The sequence below is a fragment of the Rhizobium leucaenae USDA 9039 genome (assembly GCF_000426285.1).
Classification (GTDB): domain Bacteria; phylum Pseudomonadota; class Alphaproteobacteria; order Rhizobiales; family Rhizobiaceae; genus Rhizobium; species Rhizobium leucaenae.
The window spans coordinates 1-16693 of the sequence record NZ_AUFB01000029.1; the positions used below are offsets into that span (position 1 = coordinate 1).

The 16693-nt window shown below is 56.3% G+C and carries 16 protein-coding genes and 1 pseudogene; 8 read left to right on the forward strand and 9 right to left on the reverse strand.

Annotation, left to right across the window (positions count from 1 at the left end):
* Positions 1 to 656: filamentous hemagglutinin N-terminal domain-containing protein (locus tag K290_RS35155; RefSeq protein WP_245276691.1), on the reverse strand; the 656-nt coding region annotated here is incomplete at its 3' end.
* 298 nt (positions 657 to 954) lie between these two features.
* Positions 955 to 1653 carry a DUF746 domain-containing protein gene (locus tag K290_RS36565; protein ID WP_081670447.1) on the reverse strand — a complete coding sequence of 233 codons (699 nt, stop codon included), beginning with the start codon at positions 1651 to 1653 and terminating at the stop codon, positions 955 to 957.
* A 390-nt stretch (positions 1654 to 2043) separates the two neighbouring features.
* Here K290_RS36565 and K290_RS0127820 point away from each other — a divergent pair, with 390 nt between their 5' ends.
* On the forward strand, positions 2044 to 2358 hold the full coding sequence (locus K290_RS0127820) for a hypothetical protein (protein ID WP_154668682.1): 315 nt from the start codon (positions 2044 to 2046) through the stop codon (positions 2356 to 2358).
* Positions 2359 to 2595: 237 nt separating this feature from the next.
* Here K290_RS0127820 and K290_RS38795 read toward each other — a convergent pair whose 3' ends face one another.
* Positions 2596 to 2727: a hypothetical protein gene (locus K290_RS38795; protein WP_280750648.1), complete on the reverse strand. Its 132-nt coding sequence runs from the start codon at positions 2725 to 2727 to the stop codon at positions 2596 to 2598.
* A gap of 575 nt (positions 2728 to 3302) precedes the next feature.
* Here K290_RS38795 and K290_RS0127830 point away from each other — a divergent pair.
* The 6 genes and pseudogenes from K290_RS0127830 (at position 3303) to K290_RS0127845 (ending at position 9812) form a co-directional block, all read left to right on the forward strand.
* Complete coding sequence (locus K290_RS0127830) at positions 3303 to 3809, forward strand: hypothetical protein (protein ID WP_051264236.1); 507 nt, start codon at positions 3303 to 3305, stop codon at positions 3807 to 3809.
* 85 nt (positions 3810 to 3894) lie between these two features.
* Positions 3895 to 4107: a hypothetical protein gene (locus tag K290_RS38190; protein WP_154668683.1), complete on the forward strand. Its 213-nt coding sequence runs from the start codon at positions 3895 to 3897 to the stop codon at positions 4105 to 4107.
* Positions 4108 to 4299: 192 nt separating this feature from the next.
* Positions 4300 to 4806: a DUF4419 domain-containing protein gene (locus tag K290_RS36570; protein WP_081670448.1), complete on the forward strand. Its 507-nt coding sequence runs from the start codon at positions 4300 to 4302 to the stop codon at positions 4804 to 4806.
* Positions 4807 to 4808: 2 nt separating this feature from the next.
* Positions 4809 to 4853 (forward strand): annotated as a pseudogene (locus tag K290_RS39000) (hypothetical protein); the annotation flags it as partial.
* A gap of 22 nt (positions 4854 to 4875) precedes the next feature.
* Positions 4876 to 5184, forward strand: a complete 309-nt coding sequence (locus K290_RS36575) for a DUF4419 domain-containing protein (protein ID WP_191055857.1) — start codon at positions 4876 to 4878, stop codon at positions 5182 to 5184.
* A 1043-nt stretch (positions 5185 to 6227) separates the two neighbouring features.
* Positions 6228 to 9812: an autotransporter outer membrane beta-barrel domain-containing protein gene (locus K290_RS0127845; RefSeq protein ID WP_051264237.1), complete on the forward strand. Its 3585-nt coding sequence runs from the start codon at positions 6228 to 6230 to the stop codon at positions 9810 to 9812.
* A gap of 760 nt (positions 9813 to 10572) precedes the next feature.
* Here K290_RS0127845 and K290_RS0127860 read toward each other — a convergent pair.
* From K290_RS0127860 to K290_RS37500, 3 genes are all read right to left on the reverse strand, one after another.
* On the reverse strand, positions 10573 to 10833 hold the full coding sequence (locus K290_RS0127860) for a hypothetical protein (protein ID WP_037136444.1): 261 nt from the start codon (positions 10831 to 10833) through the stop codon (positions 10573 to 10575).
* 78 nt (positions 10834 to 10911) lie between these two features.
* Complete coding sequence (locus K290_RS38535; protein ID WP_245276692.1) at positions 10912 to 11295, reverse strand: hypothetical protein; 384 nt, start codon at positions 11293 to 11295, stop codon at positions 10912 to 10914.
* Between the two features lie 404 nt (positions 11296 to 11699).
* Positions 11700 to 11975, reverse strand: a complete 276-nt coding sequence (locus K290_RS37500) for a hypothetical protein (protein ID WP_154668684.1) — start codon at positions 11973 to 11975, stop codon at positions 11700 to 11702.
* A 1148-nt stretch (positions 11976 to 13123) separates the two neighbouring features.
* Between K290_RS37500 and K290_RS0127875 the strand changes: the two genes are divergently transcribed.
* Positions 13124 to 13504 carry a response regulator transcription factor gene (locus K290_RS0127875; RefSeq protein WP_028754859.1) on the forward strand — a complete coding sequence of 127 codons (381 nt, stop codon included), beginning with the start codon at positions 13124 to 13126 and terminating at the stop codon, positions 13502 to 13504.
* A gap of 41 nt (positions 13505 to 13545) precedes the next feature.
* On the opposite strand, the gene K290_RS0127880 is transcribed toward K290_RS0127875, so the two are convergent.
* The 3 genes from K290_RS0127880 to K290_RS0127890 all read right to left on the reverse strand — a co-directional run bounded on the left by K290_RS0127880 (position 13546) and on the right by K290_RS0127890 (position 16314).
* Complete coding sequence (locus tag K290_RS0127880) at positions 13546 to 14307, reverse strand: ATP-binding cassette domain-containing protein (RefSeq protein WP_028754860.1); 762 nt, start codon at positions 14305 to 14307, stop codon at positions 13546 to 13548.
* Positions 14297 to 15268: an ABC transporter permease gene (locus K290_RS0127885; RefSeq protein WP_161631254.1), complete on the reverse strand. Its 972-nt coding sequence runs from the start codon at positions 15266 to 15268 to the stop codon at positions 14297 to 14299. Before K290_RS0127885 ends, K290_RS0127880 begins: the two co-directional genes overlap by 11 nt.
* Positions 15269 to 15366: 98 nt before the next feature.
* The gene (locus K290_RS0127890; RefSeq protein ID WP_028754862.1) at positions 15367 to 16314 is read right to left on the reverse strand and encodes a substrate-binding domain-containing protein; all 948 of its coding nucleotides are present in this window, start codon (positions 16312 to 16314) and stop codon (positions 15367 to 15369) included.
* Positions 16315 to 16693: the final 379 nt, after the last annotated feature.

The window sequence follows — 16693 nt, forward strand, 5'->3', positions numbered from 1 at the left end:
GGCCCATTCACATGGATGGTGCGCGACACCACATCAAACAGATCGACGGCACCGGGCGCAGCGGCGAAGTTGCCGCCGGCTCCCTCGAAGGTGACGTCGCCGCCATTGACGGTAAAGCCGGCAAGGCTTCCGTCGGCGCCGATATTGGGCACGCCGGTCGTCAGCGTCGCATGCGGCGTGTTGATGAAGCCGCAGCCATTGCAACTTATTCCATTAGGATTTGCCACTATCACGTCGGCTTTTGTGCCGAAGATTTCCATCGGGCCGTTCAGCGCCGAGCGATTGGAACTGGTCACCTCATTCAGGATGACCGAAGCCGGGTTCGAGGCATTGAGGTTCGGGTTACCCGGCGTCACGCCGCCGAGGTTCGAGGTGCCTTGCTCGCCCTTGAAATTGTTGAGGATTGCGCCCTGGGTGCCGACTGAGAGGCTGTCATATTTGTTATGTGACAGGCCGGCAGCGTTCGGCGTGACGATATCGATGAGCGGCACGCCATTCGGCGCCGCTCCGACGCTCGGCTGGTTGGCGACAGGCGCCATCGTGCTGGCCGAAATCGACTGAGCGTTAGCAATCGCCGGCTGGTACACCAGCAGGCAGCTCAGCAGCAGCGCCAAAGACTGATGGGCAAGACGGAAGACGGAATGCAAACCACCCAAATTTCGTGCCGTAATGTGTCCGCACGACCTATCAGAACCCCGCACTGGTTCCCTGCCCATGACGATTTCCTGCCTCTTTACCTGCGGTACCAATTCAAATGGCCGTTCCGCCGCATTCGTCTCTTCAGACTTCACGCGGAGATTGCCGGCTCTTTCATTCGTTGAGTTGCAGCTGCGCGTCAATCGCCACACGGATATGGAGAACTAACTTTAGGGAAGTTCTCGTTCTTTTGGTGAAAGCTGTGTAAATTTGACACGGTCATTTACGTGCAATTCACGACAACAGGGGCAAGGCAGTTCATTCCACAGCAGTAGACGTCTTGCGGCGCGTCGATGGCGGTCGGTTTACGACGCGGTGCTCAAGCACGAAATCAGGGCCTTGGTCGCGTAGCACGTTTGACAGGCGAGCGAACTGCCCACAGGCATCACAACGACACAAGCGATCACCGGTGTCCGAGGTAAAGCCCCGATAATGCATGTGATCTGTCGCGCCACAGTTAGGGCACGGAATATCTGGACGAATTTCCATGCCAAGCCGAACCTTTGAATCCCAGTGGCCGGTTGGATCGAGATCCATTATCCACTCGCGCGTACGTCTGATCCAGCGGCTGACGGTCACCGGCTTGACGCCGAGGATCGCAGCCGCTTCGGTGACCGGTCGTTGTTGCGACAACAGTCCGATGAATTGCGTTAAATTTTGAAATTTCAACGCCCATAGTGGTGTGCCGGTCGTGCGGCGGAAATGTACATCGCAGGCGATGCACCGAAACACCGGCAGAACCGGCTTCGGATGGGCGGCACGGGTCGCAAGCACCGTTTGGCCGCTTTGGCAATGCGGGCAGAGCGGCGGCGTCTCGGATGACGAGTATATCTCGTCGAACTGGCCCTGAAGCCATACACTGAAGGCTTTGTCTTCCGTTTCCGGAATTGACCGATACTGTCCCATCCGCGGCAACATCGGGTCGAAGACGCGTTTGGGAGGTGTTTTAATCGTCATCTTCTTGCCTGTATGTCGACCGTTGCTGAATTCTCGTTAAGGGCACGATTCGTGCGTAATCCAATCGTCTAGCATGTGCTGACATGCCCCTCCACGGGCAGGCCGTGAGCGGGTGCACAGTGCCCTTGCTATTCCCTGGGACTCGGCGAGCGTCGGCAGTTGCAATACCTTGAAGCTATTCGGCCTCGTTACTACTCGGACATCGCGCTGCATGACGCCCCCAATTTCTTTGGGGACATTGGGCCGTATCGTTAGGTCGACGTGTTTGTGGTCTGCGTGCGGCGACTCACAGATATGGGCGATATCATTAAATCAAGGTCCAACTCTCCTACTCGACTAAGCGAATGTGATCGCTTAGGTGTCCTTCGGACTGGACGTGGGATTGACGCGATGACTGACTTAGAGCAAATGAAAATCGAGCGTGATGCTTATGAATTCTGGCTGGACCGGGTATTAATGCACGCCGGTACCGGCTTCATGCTGACGCCGGTAGGCTTGGATGGCCATCTCCAAGAGATCAAGAACGGCGAGCCTCTCAATTTCTTGCCACCCGGCGAAGAGATGGATGCTGCTTGGATCGATGAAAAGCATCTTCAACGATTTCCAGTTTTTGAAGCGGTGGCCCTAAGAATCAGGGCGCGGCTCGTTGCTTATGGCGAAACTGGCTCTCTCGAAGCCCTGCAACTGATCCAACCAACGGATTGACGCTCGTAGCCAGCGGGTTTCTCTTTCTGTCGGATGTCGCTGACAGACTTGAATATATTTTTGGATGAAGGCTGGGGATATGAGCGTCCACATGGTGGATAGGCCGCGATCCAATGCCGGATTAATGCGTCAAGCAAGCCTTGACCATTTCCGCTCACCCGGGCGATGCCACCGTCTGGACTTGGCATAACGACGCGGGTGGAGATGGTTAAGGCATTGGAGAGGGCTCCAATGGCGTCACGACATCACGCGCCGGTCGAAATCGTCGATAAGTTCGAGCGCCGGAACGAGGATTTTCCCGGAAGCCGCTGAAAAATCAGCGGCCAGCTCTTCGCGCTCCCGGTCGATCTTATTGGCGAGGGCATCCATGCGCCTCGCAGCAGTGTCGTTGACTGCTCTTAATACCAAAGTCGTGTAGTGCCGGGTCCTGCTGATCTCCAGCAGAACCTGGTCTCATTCCGCGATCGTCAGTTTCACCAAAGGCTTAGCGGTTCTCCGTATGATCTCTTGAGCCATAACACTATGCTCCAAGGACTGATTCGCGACTCAAAGCGAATCACCTGAAAAGATTCCCTATCCGCGTCGGGCACTTCATCGACCAAGTTCGGTTTACAGTTGCACCAACTGTCCGTCGACGGTCGGCATGTTCCGCTTCAGCAGACTTCATTCAGGTCCAATTTCGTTAGCACCGGACGGGTGGGAAGTTGGGGGACATCTTAGATGTTTGGCTAGAGGGGCCAGGATGTCCAGGTTGACCGCATCACCTCTATCGAGGACGTGATCACAACACTCGGCGCGGTGAAAGACGGTATAAATCTCCCGTTAGCAATACTACTATTTCGAGTGGCGACAATCATTGACTCAAACGGCGCTGGCATGGTCTCGCTACCGACTGGGGCCTTGCCTCGGATCCTTGTATTAGCGAGCATAAAGTTACAGGTACCATGAAGCATCAATACGCAATCAATAAGAATGGCAAAATCACGACAATTGGCTTGGCGCTGACGGTGGCGCTAGCTGGATGCACGACCTCCTCACCACAGTCAACATCGGCGGCCGCCGCTCCGGCCGGTAAGACCGACGTCGCCATAAATGCCTTCAAGAAACTGTGCCTGCAGACCGCCCCCGATTTTGCAGCGGGCATCCAAGGGGCTAAGCGCTATGGCGTCACTTTCCTCGATCTCGGCGGCGAGCAAAGCGGCATGACCAAAGACGAGTCTATGTCCGTGCAGATCAAGCCTGGCAAGGAATGTGCCATCACCAGCCCTAACCGTGCAGACACGACTTTGCATCAGCAATTCCTGCGTACCGTCGCAGAATTTGCGGACAAGGTTCCGCAAGACGACAAGCCAAATCAGCCTTTCATCGCGACGATCAAGGGCAGGCGCTTCATCTTCCAGCATGACCGCAAAGGCGGCGAAGCTTACGTCATGCTGAATCTAGAGAAATAGCCGTCCGCTCTGGCAAGCTGGCGGGGTGTTTTATGCCGCCAGCGTGACGCTTGCGGGCGCGTTGTGAAACAAAATAGAGGTTAAAATGCCGCGTCTCTCCTGGATGATCCTGTTCCGTCACGGCTTTGAGGATTTGACACCTCTGCAAGCCGCGCTGACTAGATATCGCGAACCGCTTCAACAGATCACTTCGCAACACTTGAAGTTCGGTGCACAGGCTGAATTGGATATTCAATTGAGCAGTGGGGCACATGTGCTGACGGAATCTCAGAGATCGCCGCAAATTTCCCTGATCTAGAAGGCAGCGCAGTCGTGGGACAACAAGGATGATCCAGGTCTCATTACCAATCTCATTGGCTTTGTTGCGCCGGAGATAAGTCGTCTGGTCGGCACGTGTTGGACTTTTGACGCGGATAACGGGCAGTGGTTTTGAAATGACCGGCGTTGTGAAATCCGTACCGCCGGGGAAGAACTCAGGAAACGCGCAATAATGGGCTACGATCTTAATGCGATTGTCGGCCCAGAACACAACCGAGCACAGGTATCGGGCCGGTCGCTACCGGCCGGCGCATGCCACACCGAGCAGAAAATTGTACTGATGCAAGTTTTGGTTTATCCGACGTCCCCCCCCCCCGGCAGCCTGTCCAAGCAGTTCGATGCTCACGAAGCCATGCGAGGTCTCAGCACCAAGCTGGTGGAGGCCATCGGCTGCGCCACTTCGACTTTGGTTTGCTGCGAACCTAACCACGCATTTGCTGAGGCAGCCCGCCGTGCCTTCTATGATCATCATCCTTTGATTATACGACCGGACGATATCTGGTTCTGTGTCGCTCAAGGCTTTGCAACTCACGTATCGCTGAGCAGCGAGGCACTACGTTCGCACTTTGTCGCGCACGGAGGTAAGAAGGGACTTGAGGTTTCCCATCGGACTTCTTTCTTGGGCAGGAAAATCCGTGGCCGGAGCTGTTCTCGGAATTTTCGGAACAGATCGCTCTGAACATTCCGCATTTGAAGGATATCCTGGGCGTTCGCTTTTCTACGACGACTGCTGTAGAGGCAGCGGCGTTTGATCTCTGCTGGATGGATGCTTTCAAGGACTATTTTAAATACGAGACGCGATGTGGTTTGCGGCATTCCCCAGATTATTCTCCATGGAACGGTCGAAGACTGGAATTCAATGATCCCTCGTTTGCGGCAGATGGCGCAGTACGGATTAGAGGAATGGTGTGCAACCCTCGGTCCTGTGCTGGGAAAAATTGCCGACACGGCGGCGGGCAACATGGATCGTGAATTCTGGCTGTCGTTCTTCCGCTACCTTGCAGGTTCTGGTCCCGCTGAACTGAGGGGCTGGATCGTCACGCGTTTCCTTATCTGATCGTTAACTGGTAGACGGGGTGCGCTGGGGCCAAACAAGTATCTGTCGACATGGCGCGAGCGTCTTGGACGATCCTTGGTCCGTGGCGGGCTCGACTGGATGACGAAAACAGAAGGGCCGGGCATAGGTGCGTTCCCGCAATCGCTGGCGAGCGCTCCACTACGGTTCATCGACGTTCGCGATGAACGCAAAACGAATTTGCGGCTTGTCCGCCGCCTTCGGCTGGTCCGTGATCTATGATGACGCCGAGGTTCCCTCTCGTCGTCGGTTGCCTCAGAAAATTTTAGGTCGTGCATCCATAAAACGATAGGTGCTGAAGCTGGGCATGGCGAACCAAGTTCAACCGACGAATGATGAAGCGGAGCGTGAGCGGGACACATTGCGCTTTGGGGCTGGAACCGTCTGATCTGGATTGGTTGAAGCGTAAGCGGTTGAGCGACCACACATGGCCGCGAATAAAGGGACGCGTTAAAGTGCGGCCTCGGTCTCTCTGGGTTGTAATTTCCCCGAGCTGATCTTTCCATTTTGCGTAGCTAGACATGCTGAAGGAGCCATTGTTGCGCGATAAACAAGCGCCGGGCCATTAAAACGTTCACGCAGATGGATCGCTGTGTGAACTTGGTAACATTCTGGCAACAATACGTTGCAAAAATTCACAAAGCGGCAAGATTCTGAAATACATTCCACTCGTTCTATGCCTTACTCCAAGAGCTTGATTCTTCGGGAAAAGCTTTGGCAACCGGGAGCTTAAGGCGGGGCATGATTTGGTAATGCAGGCATGCGGTGACCTTTCTGGTCCTAACAGGCGATATCGCCTGGAATACAATCCTTTCGTGGGCGTCGGCGCGCAGCCGAGCGTCTGCTCAATCAAAACCCCTTTGGAACACCACCGTCTCTGCAAACGCCTGCATCGCTCGCGTCTTCGCAAGATCTCAAAAACGCCTTGATACGGATGATCCGGCTCAGGTCTTGTCACGCGCGTTTGCCCGTCGTCTGGCGGCCGCATCCACTACATTTGATATATCAGGATTGAAGGAATATTTATGTCGTCGATTAGGACCGCCGTTGCCGGGCGCAAGAGAGTCGGGAGCCGCAACGGCAATCCACGAGCCGCGCTTTCTTCCGCATCGCTGATCGTCCTGACGGCAATGCTGGCATCTGCACCAACCAGCGCTTATGCGTCCAACGAATGCGGTGCACCGGTCGGCGGCGTGGTAACTTGCTCGGGGAGCAGTTATCCCTCGCCCGGCATTTCGTATGGCCAGAACGGCCTTACCCTGATCCTCAACAATTCCAATCTGGTTGCCCAGAAGACCACCAACGGTAACGGCGCCGTCTATATCAGCACGTCGGCGACCAACATCAATGACATCGTCGTCAATGCACTTCTCTTCCAATCAATTCAGTCGACCGGAACGGTATCGAACGGTATCTCCGTCACAAATAGCGGGACTGCCGGCAATGCCGTCATCCGGATGGACACCGGCACCGTAACAGCGCGCGGCAATTTCGCCACTACAGGCTCGCTCCTTGCGATCATCAACAACAGCGCTGGCACGGGCAATGCCCTGATTACCCTCAATGGCGGGCAGCTCATCAATACGAGTGCAGGCAGTGGCGCGAATGCCCAGAACGGGGGCACCGGCAGCGCCGCCGTCACGATGATCGGCGGTTCGGTCAGTACCTCCACCGGCCCCGGCCTGCGCGCCGTGATCGCCAACACCGCCTCTTCCGGCGCCGCCAGCGTCACCATCGGGGGCGGAACGGTCACGACAACTTCGGGCACGGGCATTTTGAGCCAGGCGGAGCTTGGTAGCGCCGGTATCAACATGACGGGCGGAACGGTCGTAGTTCAAGGCGGCGCCAACCCTGCTCTGAACGCCGTGGTCAACAATTCAGCCAGCTCCGGCGCCGCCAGCATCGCCATGAGCGGCGGGACGGTCACGAACAATGGCAGCGGCGACGGCCTCTTTGCCGATAACAAGGGCACCAGGACTTACAACATCAGTGTCACCGGCGGCACTGTAAACGGTGGTTCTGGCACCGCCGCCGCCATTCATGGCGACGCCACTACGGGCGGCACAATCACTATCGGCTCGGCTGCCAGGGTCAACGCCGGAGCCTCGGGCATCGCTGTCAATCAAAGCGGCGGCGCGGCGACCATTACGACCGCCGGCACGGTGACCGGCAACGTCAATCTCAGCGGCGCCAGCAATGTTCTGGATATCACCGGCGGCTCGATCGCCGGCAACATCAGCGGCGGCGGCAATAGCGCATTGAAGTTTGATCTCGGCTCGGGCAGCTTCACCTACGGCGCCGCCTACGCGATCGGCAGTGTGAACAGCGTCGCCATGAACTCGGGTTCGGCCGAGATCGACGGCGGCCTCGCCACTAACACGCTGGCCGTCAACGGTGGCACACTGATCCTTAACGATGCTGCCGCGGTCGCGAGCGGCACGATGATCTCGGCTGGCACGCTGCAACTCGGCAATGGCGGCGCCTCGGGCTCGATCACCGGCGGCGTGACGAACAATGGCACGCTCACCTTTGACCGATCGGATAGTTCCACCTTCGCCGGATTGATTTCGGGAAGCGGCGTGGTCAATCAGATCGGCACCGGCACGACTATCCTAACAGCTAACAACAGCTACGCCGGCGGGACGACGATTAACGCCGGCACGCTGGTCAATCAGGGGACGATTGGTGCGGTAACCGTGAATGCCGGCGGCACCTTCACCCAAGCGGCGGGCGGCGCGGGGGCGGTCACGGCCAATGGCGGAAGCACCGTCAACGTCACCGGAGGCACAATTTCGGGTCCGGTCGCGCTGACGTTGACAGGCGGCGGCACGGCGAGCCAGGTCAATATCTCAGGCGGTGGTCTGACATCCACCGCCGGACCGGCCATTCTCGCAAACGGCAGCAATGCGAACATCAGCGTTTCCGATGCCCCGATCCTCGGATTCAGCAACGGCGATATTTTGCAGCTCACCAACGGCAGCACCGTCACCTTGACAGCCAATGGCGCGACGCTGAACGGCAATATCATTTCGGATGCTTCCAGCAACGGCCTCGTCAATCTGACGAACGGCTCGGTCCTTTCCGGTGCGATCGATCCGGTGGCGATGACGATCGATGCATCCAGCCGCTGGAGCGTGACCGGCAATTCCTCGCTCACAACGCTGACCAATGCCGGAACGCTCGCCTATGCCACGCCGTCCAACCCGCTCGACGCCTCGACTTATCACACAGTCACGGTCGATAATTACACAGGCAATAACGGTACATTGTTGCTGAACACGGCGCTCGGCGCCGACGCCTCGCCGACGGACCAGCTTGTCGTCACCGGCAATACCGCCGGCGCCAGCGCCATCAAGATTACCAATGTCGGCGGCGCCGGCGCGCGGACGGTCGAGGGTATCAAGATCATCGAGGTCGGCGGCGCTTCGAACGGCGCTTTCAACTTGGCCGGCGATTACCTCTTCCAGGGGCAGCAGGCGGTGATCGGCGGCGCATACGCCTATCGTCTCTACAAGGGAGGTGTCTCGACTCCCGCCGATGGCGACTGGTATCTGCGCTCTACATATACCAAGACCACCACTCCCGATCCTACCACGTCTCCTGATCCTCTGCCGGATACACAGCCACTATATGCGCCGGGTGTGCCGCTCTACGAGGCCTATGCCGGCGTCCTGCAGAGCTTCAACGAGCTCGACACCCTGCAGCAACGCATCGGCAGCCGGTCATGGCAGGCCGGCAAATCGACGGCTGACGTGGACGGGAACACAATGGCGCAAGGCATCTGGGGACGGATCGAGGCAGCTCGCAGTCATCTAGAACCCGGAACATCGACGAGCGGCACGGACTACGATGTGGATACCTGGAAGCTACAAGCAGGTCTGGACCGCGCCCTCGTTGAAAACGCCACCGGCACCCTGATCGGTGGCCTCAGCGTCCACTATGGCACGGCTTCTGCAGATATATCCTCGATCTTCGGCACGGGCGATATCAATACCACCGGCTACGGCCTAGGTGGCACGTTGACCTGGTACGGCAATGGCGGCCTCCATGTCGATGCTCAGGGGCAACTGACCTGGTACAACAGCGACCTTAAGTCCGCTACCCTGAGCAAGACGCTGACGAACGACAACAACGACTTTGGTTATGCGCTAAGCATCGAGACAGCACAGAAGATCGATCTTGGCGCGCGGTGGTCGCTGACACCGCAAGCCCAGCTTTCCTATTCGTCCGTACACTTCGACCACTTCACCGATCCCTATGGCGCTGCAGTATCGCTGCGCGATGGCGATACCCTGATTGGTCGCCTCGGCCTCTCCGCGGATTATGACAACGCGTGGAAAGATTCCACCGGCCGGATAGGCCGTTCGCACGTCTACGGCATAGCCAATATCTATAACGACTTCCTCGATGGCTCCGATGTCGATGTCTCGGGAACGAGGTTTGTCAGCGAGAACCGGGCGCTCTGGGGAGGATTGAGTCTCGGTGGTTCCTACAGTTGGTTCGACGAGCGCTATTCCATCAATGGCGAAGCATTCGCGCGCACCAGCCTCGAGAACTTTGGCAACAGCTACTCAATTGGTGGGAAGCTCAGCTTCAATGTTAAATGGTGACGACCATGAGAGCATGAGGATTTGTGGGACAGTTATGCGGCGCGGACTGTTGTCCCGCGTTCGCAAGGCCTATCGGGGATGGCGAGGGCTTGCCGTCTAAATGGGACGCGGAGAAACGCGCCGTGGCGGCTTGTCAAGCGAATCGAGGAATTGACCCCTCCTATTGCCTCACCCGAGAATGTTACTGAAGCTGAGGGCACTCGATTGGCCCGTATCGTCACCCGCCACGGTGGGTGAAGATACGGGCGCGCACTTCATCCAGTCGCCATTGAGTATGACCTGCCCATCCGTTTCCATACGCCAAGCCTTGACGGCCATTTGCACTGTCCGCACGATCCTCTTCGTGAAGCGTGACGGATCGGCGCTCATCAGACGCTGCAGGACCGAGGCTGCCGAAAGCGACGGATCCGCCTCAAAGCCACGCGCGAATCTGGGGCTGGAACGGCTCCAGCACGCTCGGCCTCACGGGTAAGGCTTGGTGCCTCGATGTGGCCGCCGATGTGTGGACCGTTTCTCTCCAGCCTGCCAGACCGTCTTCAGGCTTGCGGTGAATCGCCGGAAATCGATGGCGACCGGTTCTTCGGACGCCGCATTCGAGCTACGGCGATGGACTCGCTTTCCGAGCACCTCCTGGGCGGCGCGGATCCCGGCAAACAACGTCACCGGATCTTCCCTTTCTGGCATCGCCTGCAGCCGCTCCTTGTCGGCCTCGCCCACACCGGAATGGGCCGGTACCTGCACTATGGGCGTTTGGTCACCGTCAGATCGCCTCTACCAGCCACTCGATAATTACTTTAGCCTCGCGCTCTGCCATTGCAAATTCGGCATAAAGCCCCGACTCGTATGTTGGACTCCAGTAGCTGTACGGACCGAACCCAGGAACTTCATCCTCAAGCAATTGTTCTTCGCCAAAAGAATAGAGTCCATTGCCATGATCAACGAACGTAACCCGAGCCTTTCCATCCGCTCGTCCAATAGCTTTGATGCAGGTCTTCAATCTCGATCGCTCCAGTTCACGCATTCTCAGGCAGCTGAGGATCTACCTCAAGGCCCCGATAACGCTGATGCTATCCAACGTATACCGGCGCGAGACAGGAAGCTATGAACCGAATTTCGTGAAAGTTATCGAAGGATAGACATCCGGCATGACGCTCTTCATAAGGTCACGCTCGGCCGGCGTTGCTTCCGATCCCACTGCGCGCGTGTCGCTACGCGTTCCTTCAAGTCGAATGTAACCAGCGTCAACGATCTTCCCCTCGCCAATCGTGATGGCGGCATCACCCCCAAATGGGTGGACGTAGCTGAATGTTCTGCCGAAGAGTCCGTCCTGATCACCTCCCGCTTCGATGGTGACATTGCCATAGCTGCAGTTCGCGTAGGTGATGACGTAGCGACCAGGGGCAACGGGTACGAACCATCGTGCATATTTCTGCGCGGTCGCGGAGAACAACTGGCCGAGTACCAGTTTGTTTGGGTTTTGCAAACGATACGCGACTGCGGAACCGATAGATACAGGCGGCTCCGTCTCGTCTGCTTTTCAACATTGACCCTGCGCAAGGTGATGTAACCGCTACAATCCACGTCGCCCAACAGCGGCGAATCCACCATTCGGACAAGAAGGAGCGAGCCCTTCTTGTTCTTGTTTGCCAAAATCTGTGAAGATCCTTCATGTTGCTGCGCAGCGACCTTGGCGGGGTCTGGGGTCCCGGCGCAACCTGCCAAAAAGCCAATAGTGCACCAAGCGGCAACAGTCTTTAAACGCATCCTTGGGTTCTTTCTCAACTGGAATATACCTTGCAGCCTAGCCGGTCCTCGACGGACGATTGGGCTGAATAACGAATGACAACAATTCGACGCGATTTCATCACTTTTGAAAAAGCAATTATATCAATAACTCCCTGGCCAATCCAAATATTTTGCGTCAATCCACTTCACGGACTTAGGTTTACTCTCCGGATTGACAAGAAATTCATCCACAACTACACGCGCAATATCCCAAGAAAGATACCTATTTCTGGGCACAGAAGCGCCATTATCCAAAATGTCAAACCCTTCTCTATTTATTTCACTAGATTGCGAAATCATCGAGAAGTTTCGAGAAAAATCTGATTTGTTGTAGCGGTCATATGATACAGAAATACCTTCTTCTCCCTTATAATTCATAATAAAAGAGTATTTCTTTCCATCTTCGCCGATAAATTGAATGGAGCCACCGACATCTTCTTCCCGTTGCTTAGCACACGAAGGATCGAAATAATCTCTTCAGGCCTCAGGAGAGAAATCTTGTTTGTTTCCAACAGATGAAAATGTGGAATGAAATTTGCCCATGCTAATTTAACCACTCAAATTTTCCATGCGGACGATTGCTGAGCGACCGCTCGCAAAATTTAGGTTCAAATTAGAGATTCCCATCTTTTCAGCCATTTGCGGCAAATATGTCTGGCACGTTCCACAGGAATTTCTATCAACATATAAATTCACATTGGATGGAAGATTTCCACAACTCGATCGATATCGTTCGATGATCGCCTCGACCAGTTCCGCCCGTGTCGCCAATACTGATCCGCGATGCCATCCATCCCCCGAGCCGGGACGGCAAACCATGGCCATCCCATCGGGAGCATCAGCACTATCGGCAACATTTTGCTTGAAGCAATGCGTCCTTTCGTGGACGATCTCAATTTGATCTCGCCAAACAACCTAAGTATCGGGAACACCTTCGCTCCCAGAACCGATACCATCAGACAATATGCATTCATCAGCTGTTGAGGTATCGTCGCGTGGAGAGCTATTCGCGAAAGGAATGGCTATGGACGTCGAGCTCGGTCGCATCCTGAATACGCTTCCGGGCCTGGTTTTTAGCGCGCCCCCCAAGGGGACGTAAATTTCCTCAAGCGAGACTGGTCGGAGTTCGGCGGCCTGAATGAAACCGGATTAGACCCTCTTGACTGGAAGCGACAGTCAGCCCGGACAATTTGCAGGACTTCCTTGTTCGATGGGCGTCTATCGTGGCGTCTGGCGAACGTGCCGATATGCAAGCGCAGCTTCTGCGGTTTGATGGTCTCTGCCGTTTTTTCGACATCGGTTGCAATTCACTTCGAGATGGACGCGGAAGGGTGAGGGAACGGTGCGGCCTTGCCGTCGAGCACGGTGACAGGGAGCCACCGTCGACCTGAATGCGAAGGGGGCCACCTTCAGCGCGCGATTTTGGACAACATACCAGCCAGCATCGCCGTTCTCGCGCCCGCCGGAGCAGTTCAGACCATCAATCGTCACGTGCTCGGTTGTACAGGAAATTCCGTGGGGACTTCATGAGCGCAACTCCTTATCTAGTGTCGGTCGTCGACGACGACTTGTCGGTGCGTGAATCGCTTCAAGACTTGCTGCGGGCATTTTGTCACCGCGTCGAAACCTTCGCTTCGGCAGAGGAATTTCTGGCATCGGAAGCCGCTACCCTGTCCGATTGCTTGATACTCGACATTGGAATGCCCGGGATGACCGGACCGGAATTGCAGCGCGAAATGGCAAGCCGCAGGTTGCATACACCAATCGTCTTCATCACGGCACTGAAGGACGAGACACTGCGGCTCCAACTTATAAAACGCGGAGCAGTCGATTGCTTGTACAAGCCTTTAGGCGCTGCGGGCCTGCAGTTGGCGCTCGGTTCCGCACTTAAAAAGCGATCACAGTGAACATAGTCACCGAGCTGGGAGCAGCTATTCCGCGCTCCGTTCTAAGCTTTTGTCGGAGTGTCGACCTTGCCCGCCATCAGCCTCGCTAGTTGCGTCTCGTCGAGCGTCGACTTGTCGAATGTTCCGAGCTGTCGCCCGAGGGAAAGCACTACGAACGTATCCCCGATCGAGTAGGCATGCTGGACATTGTGTGTGACGAGAACCATGCCGATTCCTGCGTCTTTCGCCTTCTGCAGATAACTCAGCATATTATCCGCCTGTTTTAGACCGAGAGCCGACGTAGGTTCGTCGAGGATGAGGATGCGAGCTCCGAAATGCAAAGCTCTCGCGACCGCAACACTTTGGCGTTGACCGCCCGATAGTGTGCCGATCGGTTTGCGCACGGCGTCGGAGCCGAGGCCAAAAACGCGCAGAGCATCCTCTGTCGCGGCGATGGCGCGACGGGTGTCGAACCGCTGGAAAGGTCCCCATCCTATCCTCGGCTCTCGCCCCAGGACAAAATTGCGATACACGGGCATCATCGAGACCAGCGCGAGGTCCTGAAAGACCGTGGCAATACCTCTGTCAAGCGCCTGCGATGGTGAATCGAGGCGCACCTCCGTTCCGCATACGCGTAGCGCGCCCCGATCGGGCCTCTCCACCCCACTTAAGATTTGAACCAGCGTCGACTTGCCGGCACCGTTGTCGCCGAGCAGGCAAACCACTTCACCGGGCCGGACGGAAAGACTTACATCCGTTAGCGCCGAGACATTTTGATAGGACTTCGAGACGCAGATGGCCTCCAGAAAAGGTTCATTGTCTATGAGCCAACCTCGCCGGTTTCATTGCCTGTAGTCGCGTATGGTTGTTGATCAGGACCGCCGCCAGCAACATGAATCCAAGAAAGGTCATGTACCAGACGTCAGGTAGTGGGGTGAAGAAAAAGCCTTGGCCGACCATGCCGAAGACAAGTGCGCCGAAGAAGGAACCGATCGGCGAACCAAAGCCTCCGGTCAGAAGGGCGCCGCCGATCACTGCCGCCGTTACCACCTCGAATTCGCGCCCCACCGCTGCATTGGCATCGCTTTGGTTGATGGCAAGGACATCGAGCGCCGCGACCAAGGTCGTCGAAACCGCGACCGCAATGTAAAGCAGTAGTTTGACCTTCCTGACGGGAATGCCCAACCGTTGGGCGGCGCGCAGGTCTCCACCTGTCGCATAGATCCAGTTCCCGAAGACCGTTTTCTCAAGGACCCAAGCCCCAAGAATTGTCACGAGGATCCACCAAATGACGGAAATCGAGAAAGGGCCAATCGATGATGCGAACAGGAAGACGAGAGCATCGCCGATCATGGCGTCTTTCACGCCGTCGATAGTGCTGGTTCCGACTAACATCCGCACGCTGCCTTGCGCTACGCCACGCATGATGAAGAGCATTGCGAGGGTCACGATAAAGGAAGGCAGCCCGGTCTTTATAACGAGCAAACCGTTGAGAGTTCCGACCATCGCCGCCGCGACGAGGGCGGCGGCAAAGGCGGCCGAAAGCGGCCAGTCACAATGAACCGTCAGATAACCCAGAATCGTTTGGTTTGTCGCCACCATCGACCCTACCGAAAGATCAAACTCTCCGGCCACCAGCAGCAGCGTAATCGGCGCAGCGATAATCCCGATTTCCGCGCCAACCTCCAAATAGTTGCGTGTCATCGCGAGGGTAAGGAAGCCAGCCTCTCCCGTGAAAATCGCGAAGAAGGCAAAGACAGCAATCGTTCCAGCGACCGCAGTCAATTCGGGCCGCGCGAATATCGATCGTATCCTTCCGGCTCTCATATCTTCCCTGCCCCTGTCTGGGATACAATTGATAGGTCGCATCGTTCCGCCGAGCCTCAGCGATCGGAGGCATGAAACCTTTCGACGTTTTTCGGGGTGATGACGATGGGGCCGGTCGTGAGCACCGTCTCGGCTGGCTGGATCCCCTGTCGAATATATAATGCCAGCATGACAACGGGGTAGTATCCCTGGGCATATTGTTGGGCGTCGAGCGCGAAATCGAGCTCATGCGCTTGAAGCGACTTGGCGGCCCCCTCGGTCACATCGATAGTGCCCCAGTGCATTCCCTTGCCACGGTCGCCCAGATCGGCGCGGACCTGGGTCATTGCCGCAATGCAACAGCCTCCAATGGAGAATACGGCGTCGATCGAGTTGTCCTTTTCTAGCTGTGTCTCGGCAATTGTCTTGATACGTGTCGAATTGTTGAAATCGGTCAAGGGGATTTCAGCCAAAGTCGAGGTGCCCGTGAACGCTTTCTTAAATTCGTTTGTGCGGGCATCGAGAAAGGAGAGTGCGCCGACAGGGGCAGTGATGATCAAAGCATGTTTTGCGCCAAGTGCGTTGAATTGGGCCGCAGCTAGTGCACCCTGCGTGCCGGGATCGTCACCGACGAATGCTAGGGCGCCGACACTTGCGACCTGATCGCCGCCTTGATTGACGATGATCACGGGAATCCCCGCATCCGAGGCCTTCTTGATTGTCGCGTTCAGTGAGGTTGGCGTCGGGTCGGACACGATGATGCCGTCGGGTTTGGCGGCGATCGCGGCTTCCAGATTTCGGCGCTGCTGGTTGGGATCGTTCAGGTTTTTCTCGATGCCGCGATACTGGACCGTCACGCCCAGGTCTTTGGCCGCCTGCTCCAAGCCCTTTATTACACCGAGCCAATAGCTGTCGGAGGCGGGAGAATGAGTGACCATGATGAAAGTCGGCTCGGCTATGGCCGCGCTTTCGAAGCCGAACACAATTGCAAGCAAGATGGATACAAACGCGAGTTTTTTGAACATAAGGTTCCCTCTATTGCATCTGTTACTTATCTAAGCGAAGGCTCGGCTCCTAACCGCAAAGGGCATCATGTGTCTTTTGAATACTAATCGAAGTCCAACCGAACCCCAATCCATTTATCTGCTGTTTCGGCGGTGCACCAATAGTCCCAAACAGCTGGCTCTTGCGGTCGAGTAAAGAGGGGGATGAGCCAATCTCAAACGTGAGACGCTACCAGTCGGGAATTCACCGCCGGCCATTTCTGCGTTGACGCGCTACTTGGACGGCGTTAGGTTTTTTATGGTATAGATGCGGTTGCCGATGCGCGTATTTGTGCGCCTGCACTGCAATATTTGCATGCACCATTCCCTTATATCACTTGAAACACCGCGGAGCGTGATG

Excerpts from the sequence above, each read along its gene's own strand:
- K290_RS37500 (WP_154668684.1), bottom strand. The coding sequence starts at position 11,975 with ATGAATTATAAGGGAGAAGAAGGTATTTCTGTATCATATGACCGCTAC.
- K290_RS0127875 (WP_028754859.1), top strand. The coding sequence starts at position 13,124 with ATGAGCGCAACTCCTTATCTAGTGTCGGTCGTCGACGACGACTTGTCG.
- K290_RS0127845 (WP_051264237.1), top strand. The coding sequence starts at position 6,228 with ATGTCGTCGATTAGGACCGCCGTTGCCGGGCGCAAGAGAGTCGGGAGC.
- K290_RS36570 (WP_081670448.1), top strand. The coding sequence starts at position 4,300 with ATGGGCTACGATCTTAATGCGATTGTCGGCCCAGAACACAACCGAGCA.
- K290_RS0127890 (WP_028754862.1), bottom strand. The coding sequence starts at position 16,314 with ATGTTCAAAAAACTCGCGTTTGTATCCATCTTGCTTGCAATTGTGTTC.
- K290_RS36565 (WP_081670447.1), bottom strand. The coding sequence starts at position 1,653 with ATGACGATTAAAACACCTCCCAAACGCGTCTTCGACCCGATGTTGCCG.
- K290_RS0127860 (WP_037136444.1), bottom strand. The coding sequence starts at position 10,833 with ATGCGTGAACTGGAGCGATCGAGATTGAAGACCTGCATCAAAGCTATT.
- K290_RS0127820 (WP_154668682.1), top strand. The coding sequence starts at position 2,044 with ATGACTGACTTAGAGCAAATGAAAATCGAGCGTGATGCTTATGAATTC.
- K290_RS38190 (WP_154668683.1), top strand. The coding sequence starts at position 3,895 with ATGCCGCGTCTCTCCTGGATGATCCTGTTCCGTCACGGCTTTGAGGAT.
- K290_RS0127830 (WP_051264236.1), top strand. The coding sequence starts at position 3,303 with ATGAAGCATCAATACGCAATCAATAAGAATGGCAAAATCACGACAATT.
- K290_RS38795 (WP_280750648.1), bottom strand. The coding sequence starts at position 2,727 with ATGGATGCCCTCGCCAATAAGATCGACCGGGAGCGCGAAGAGCTGGCC.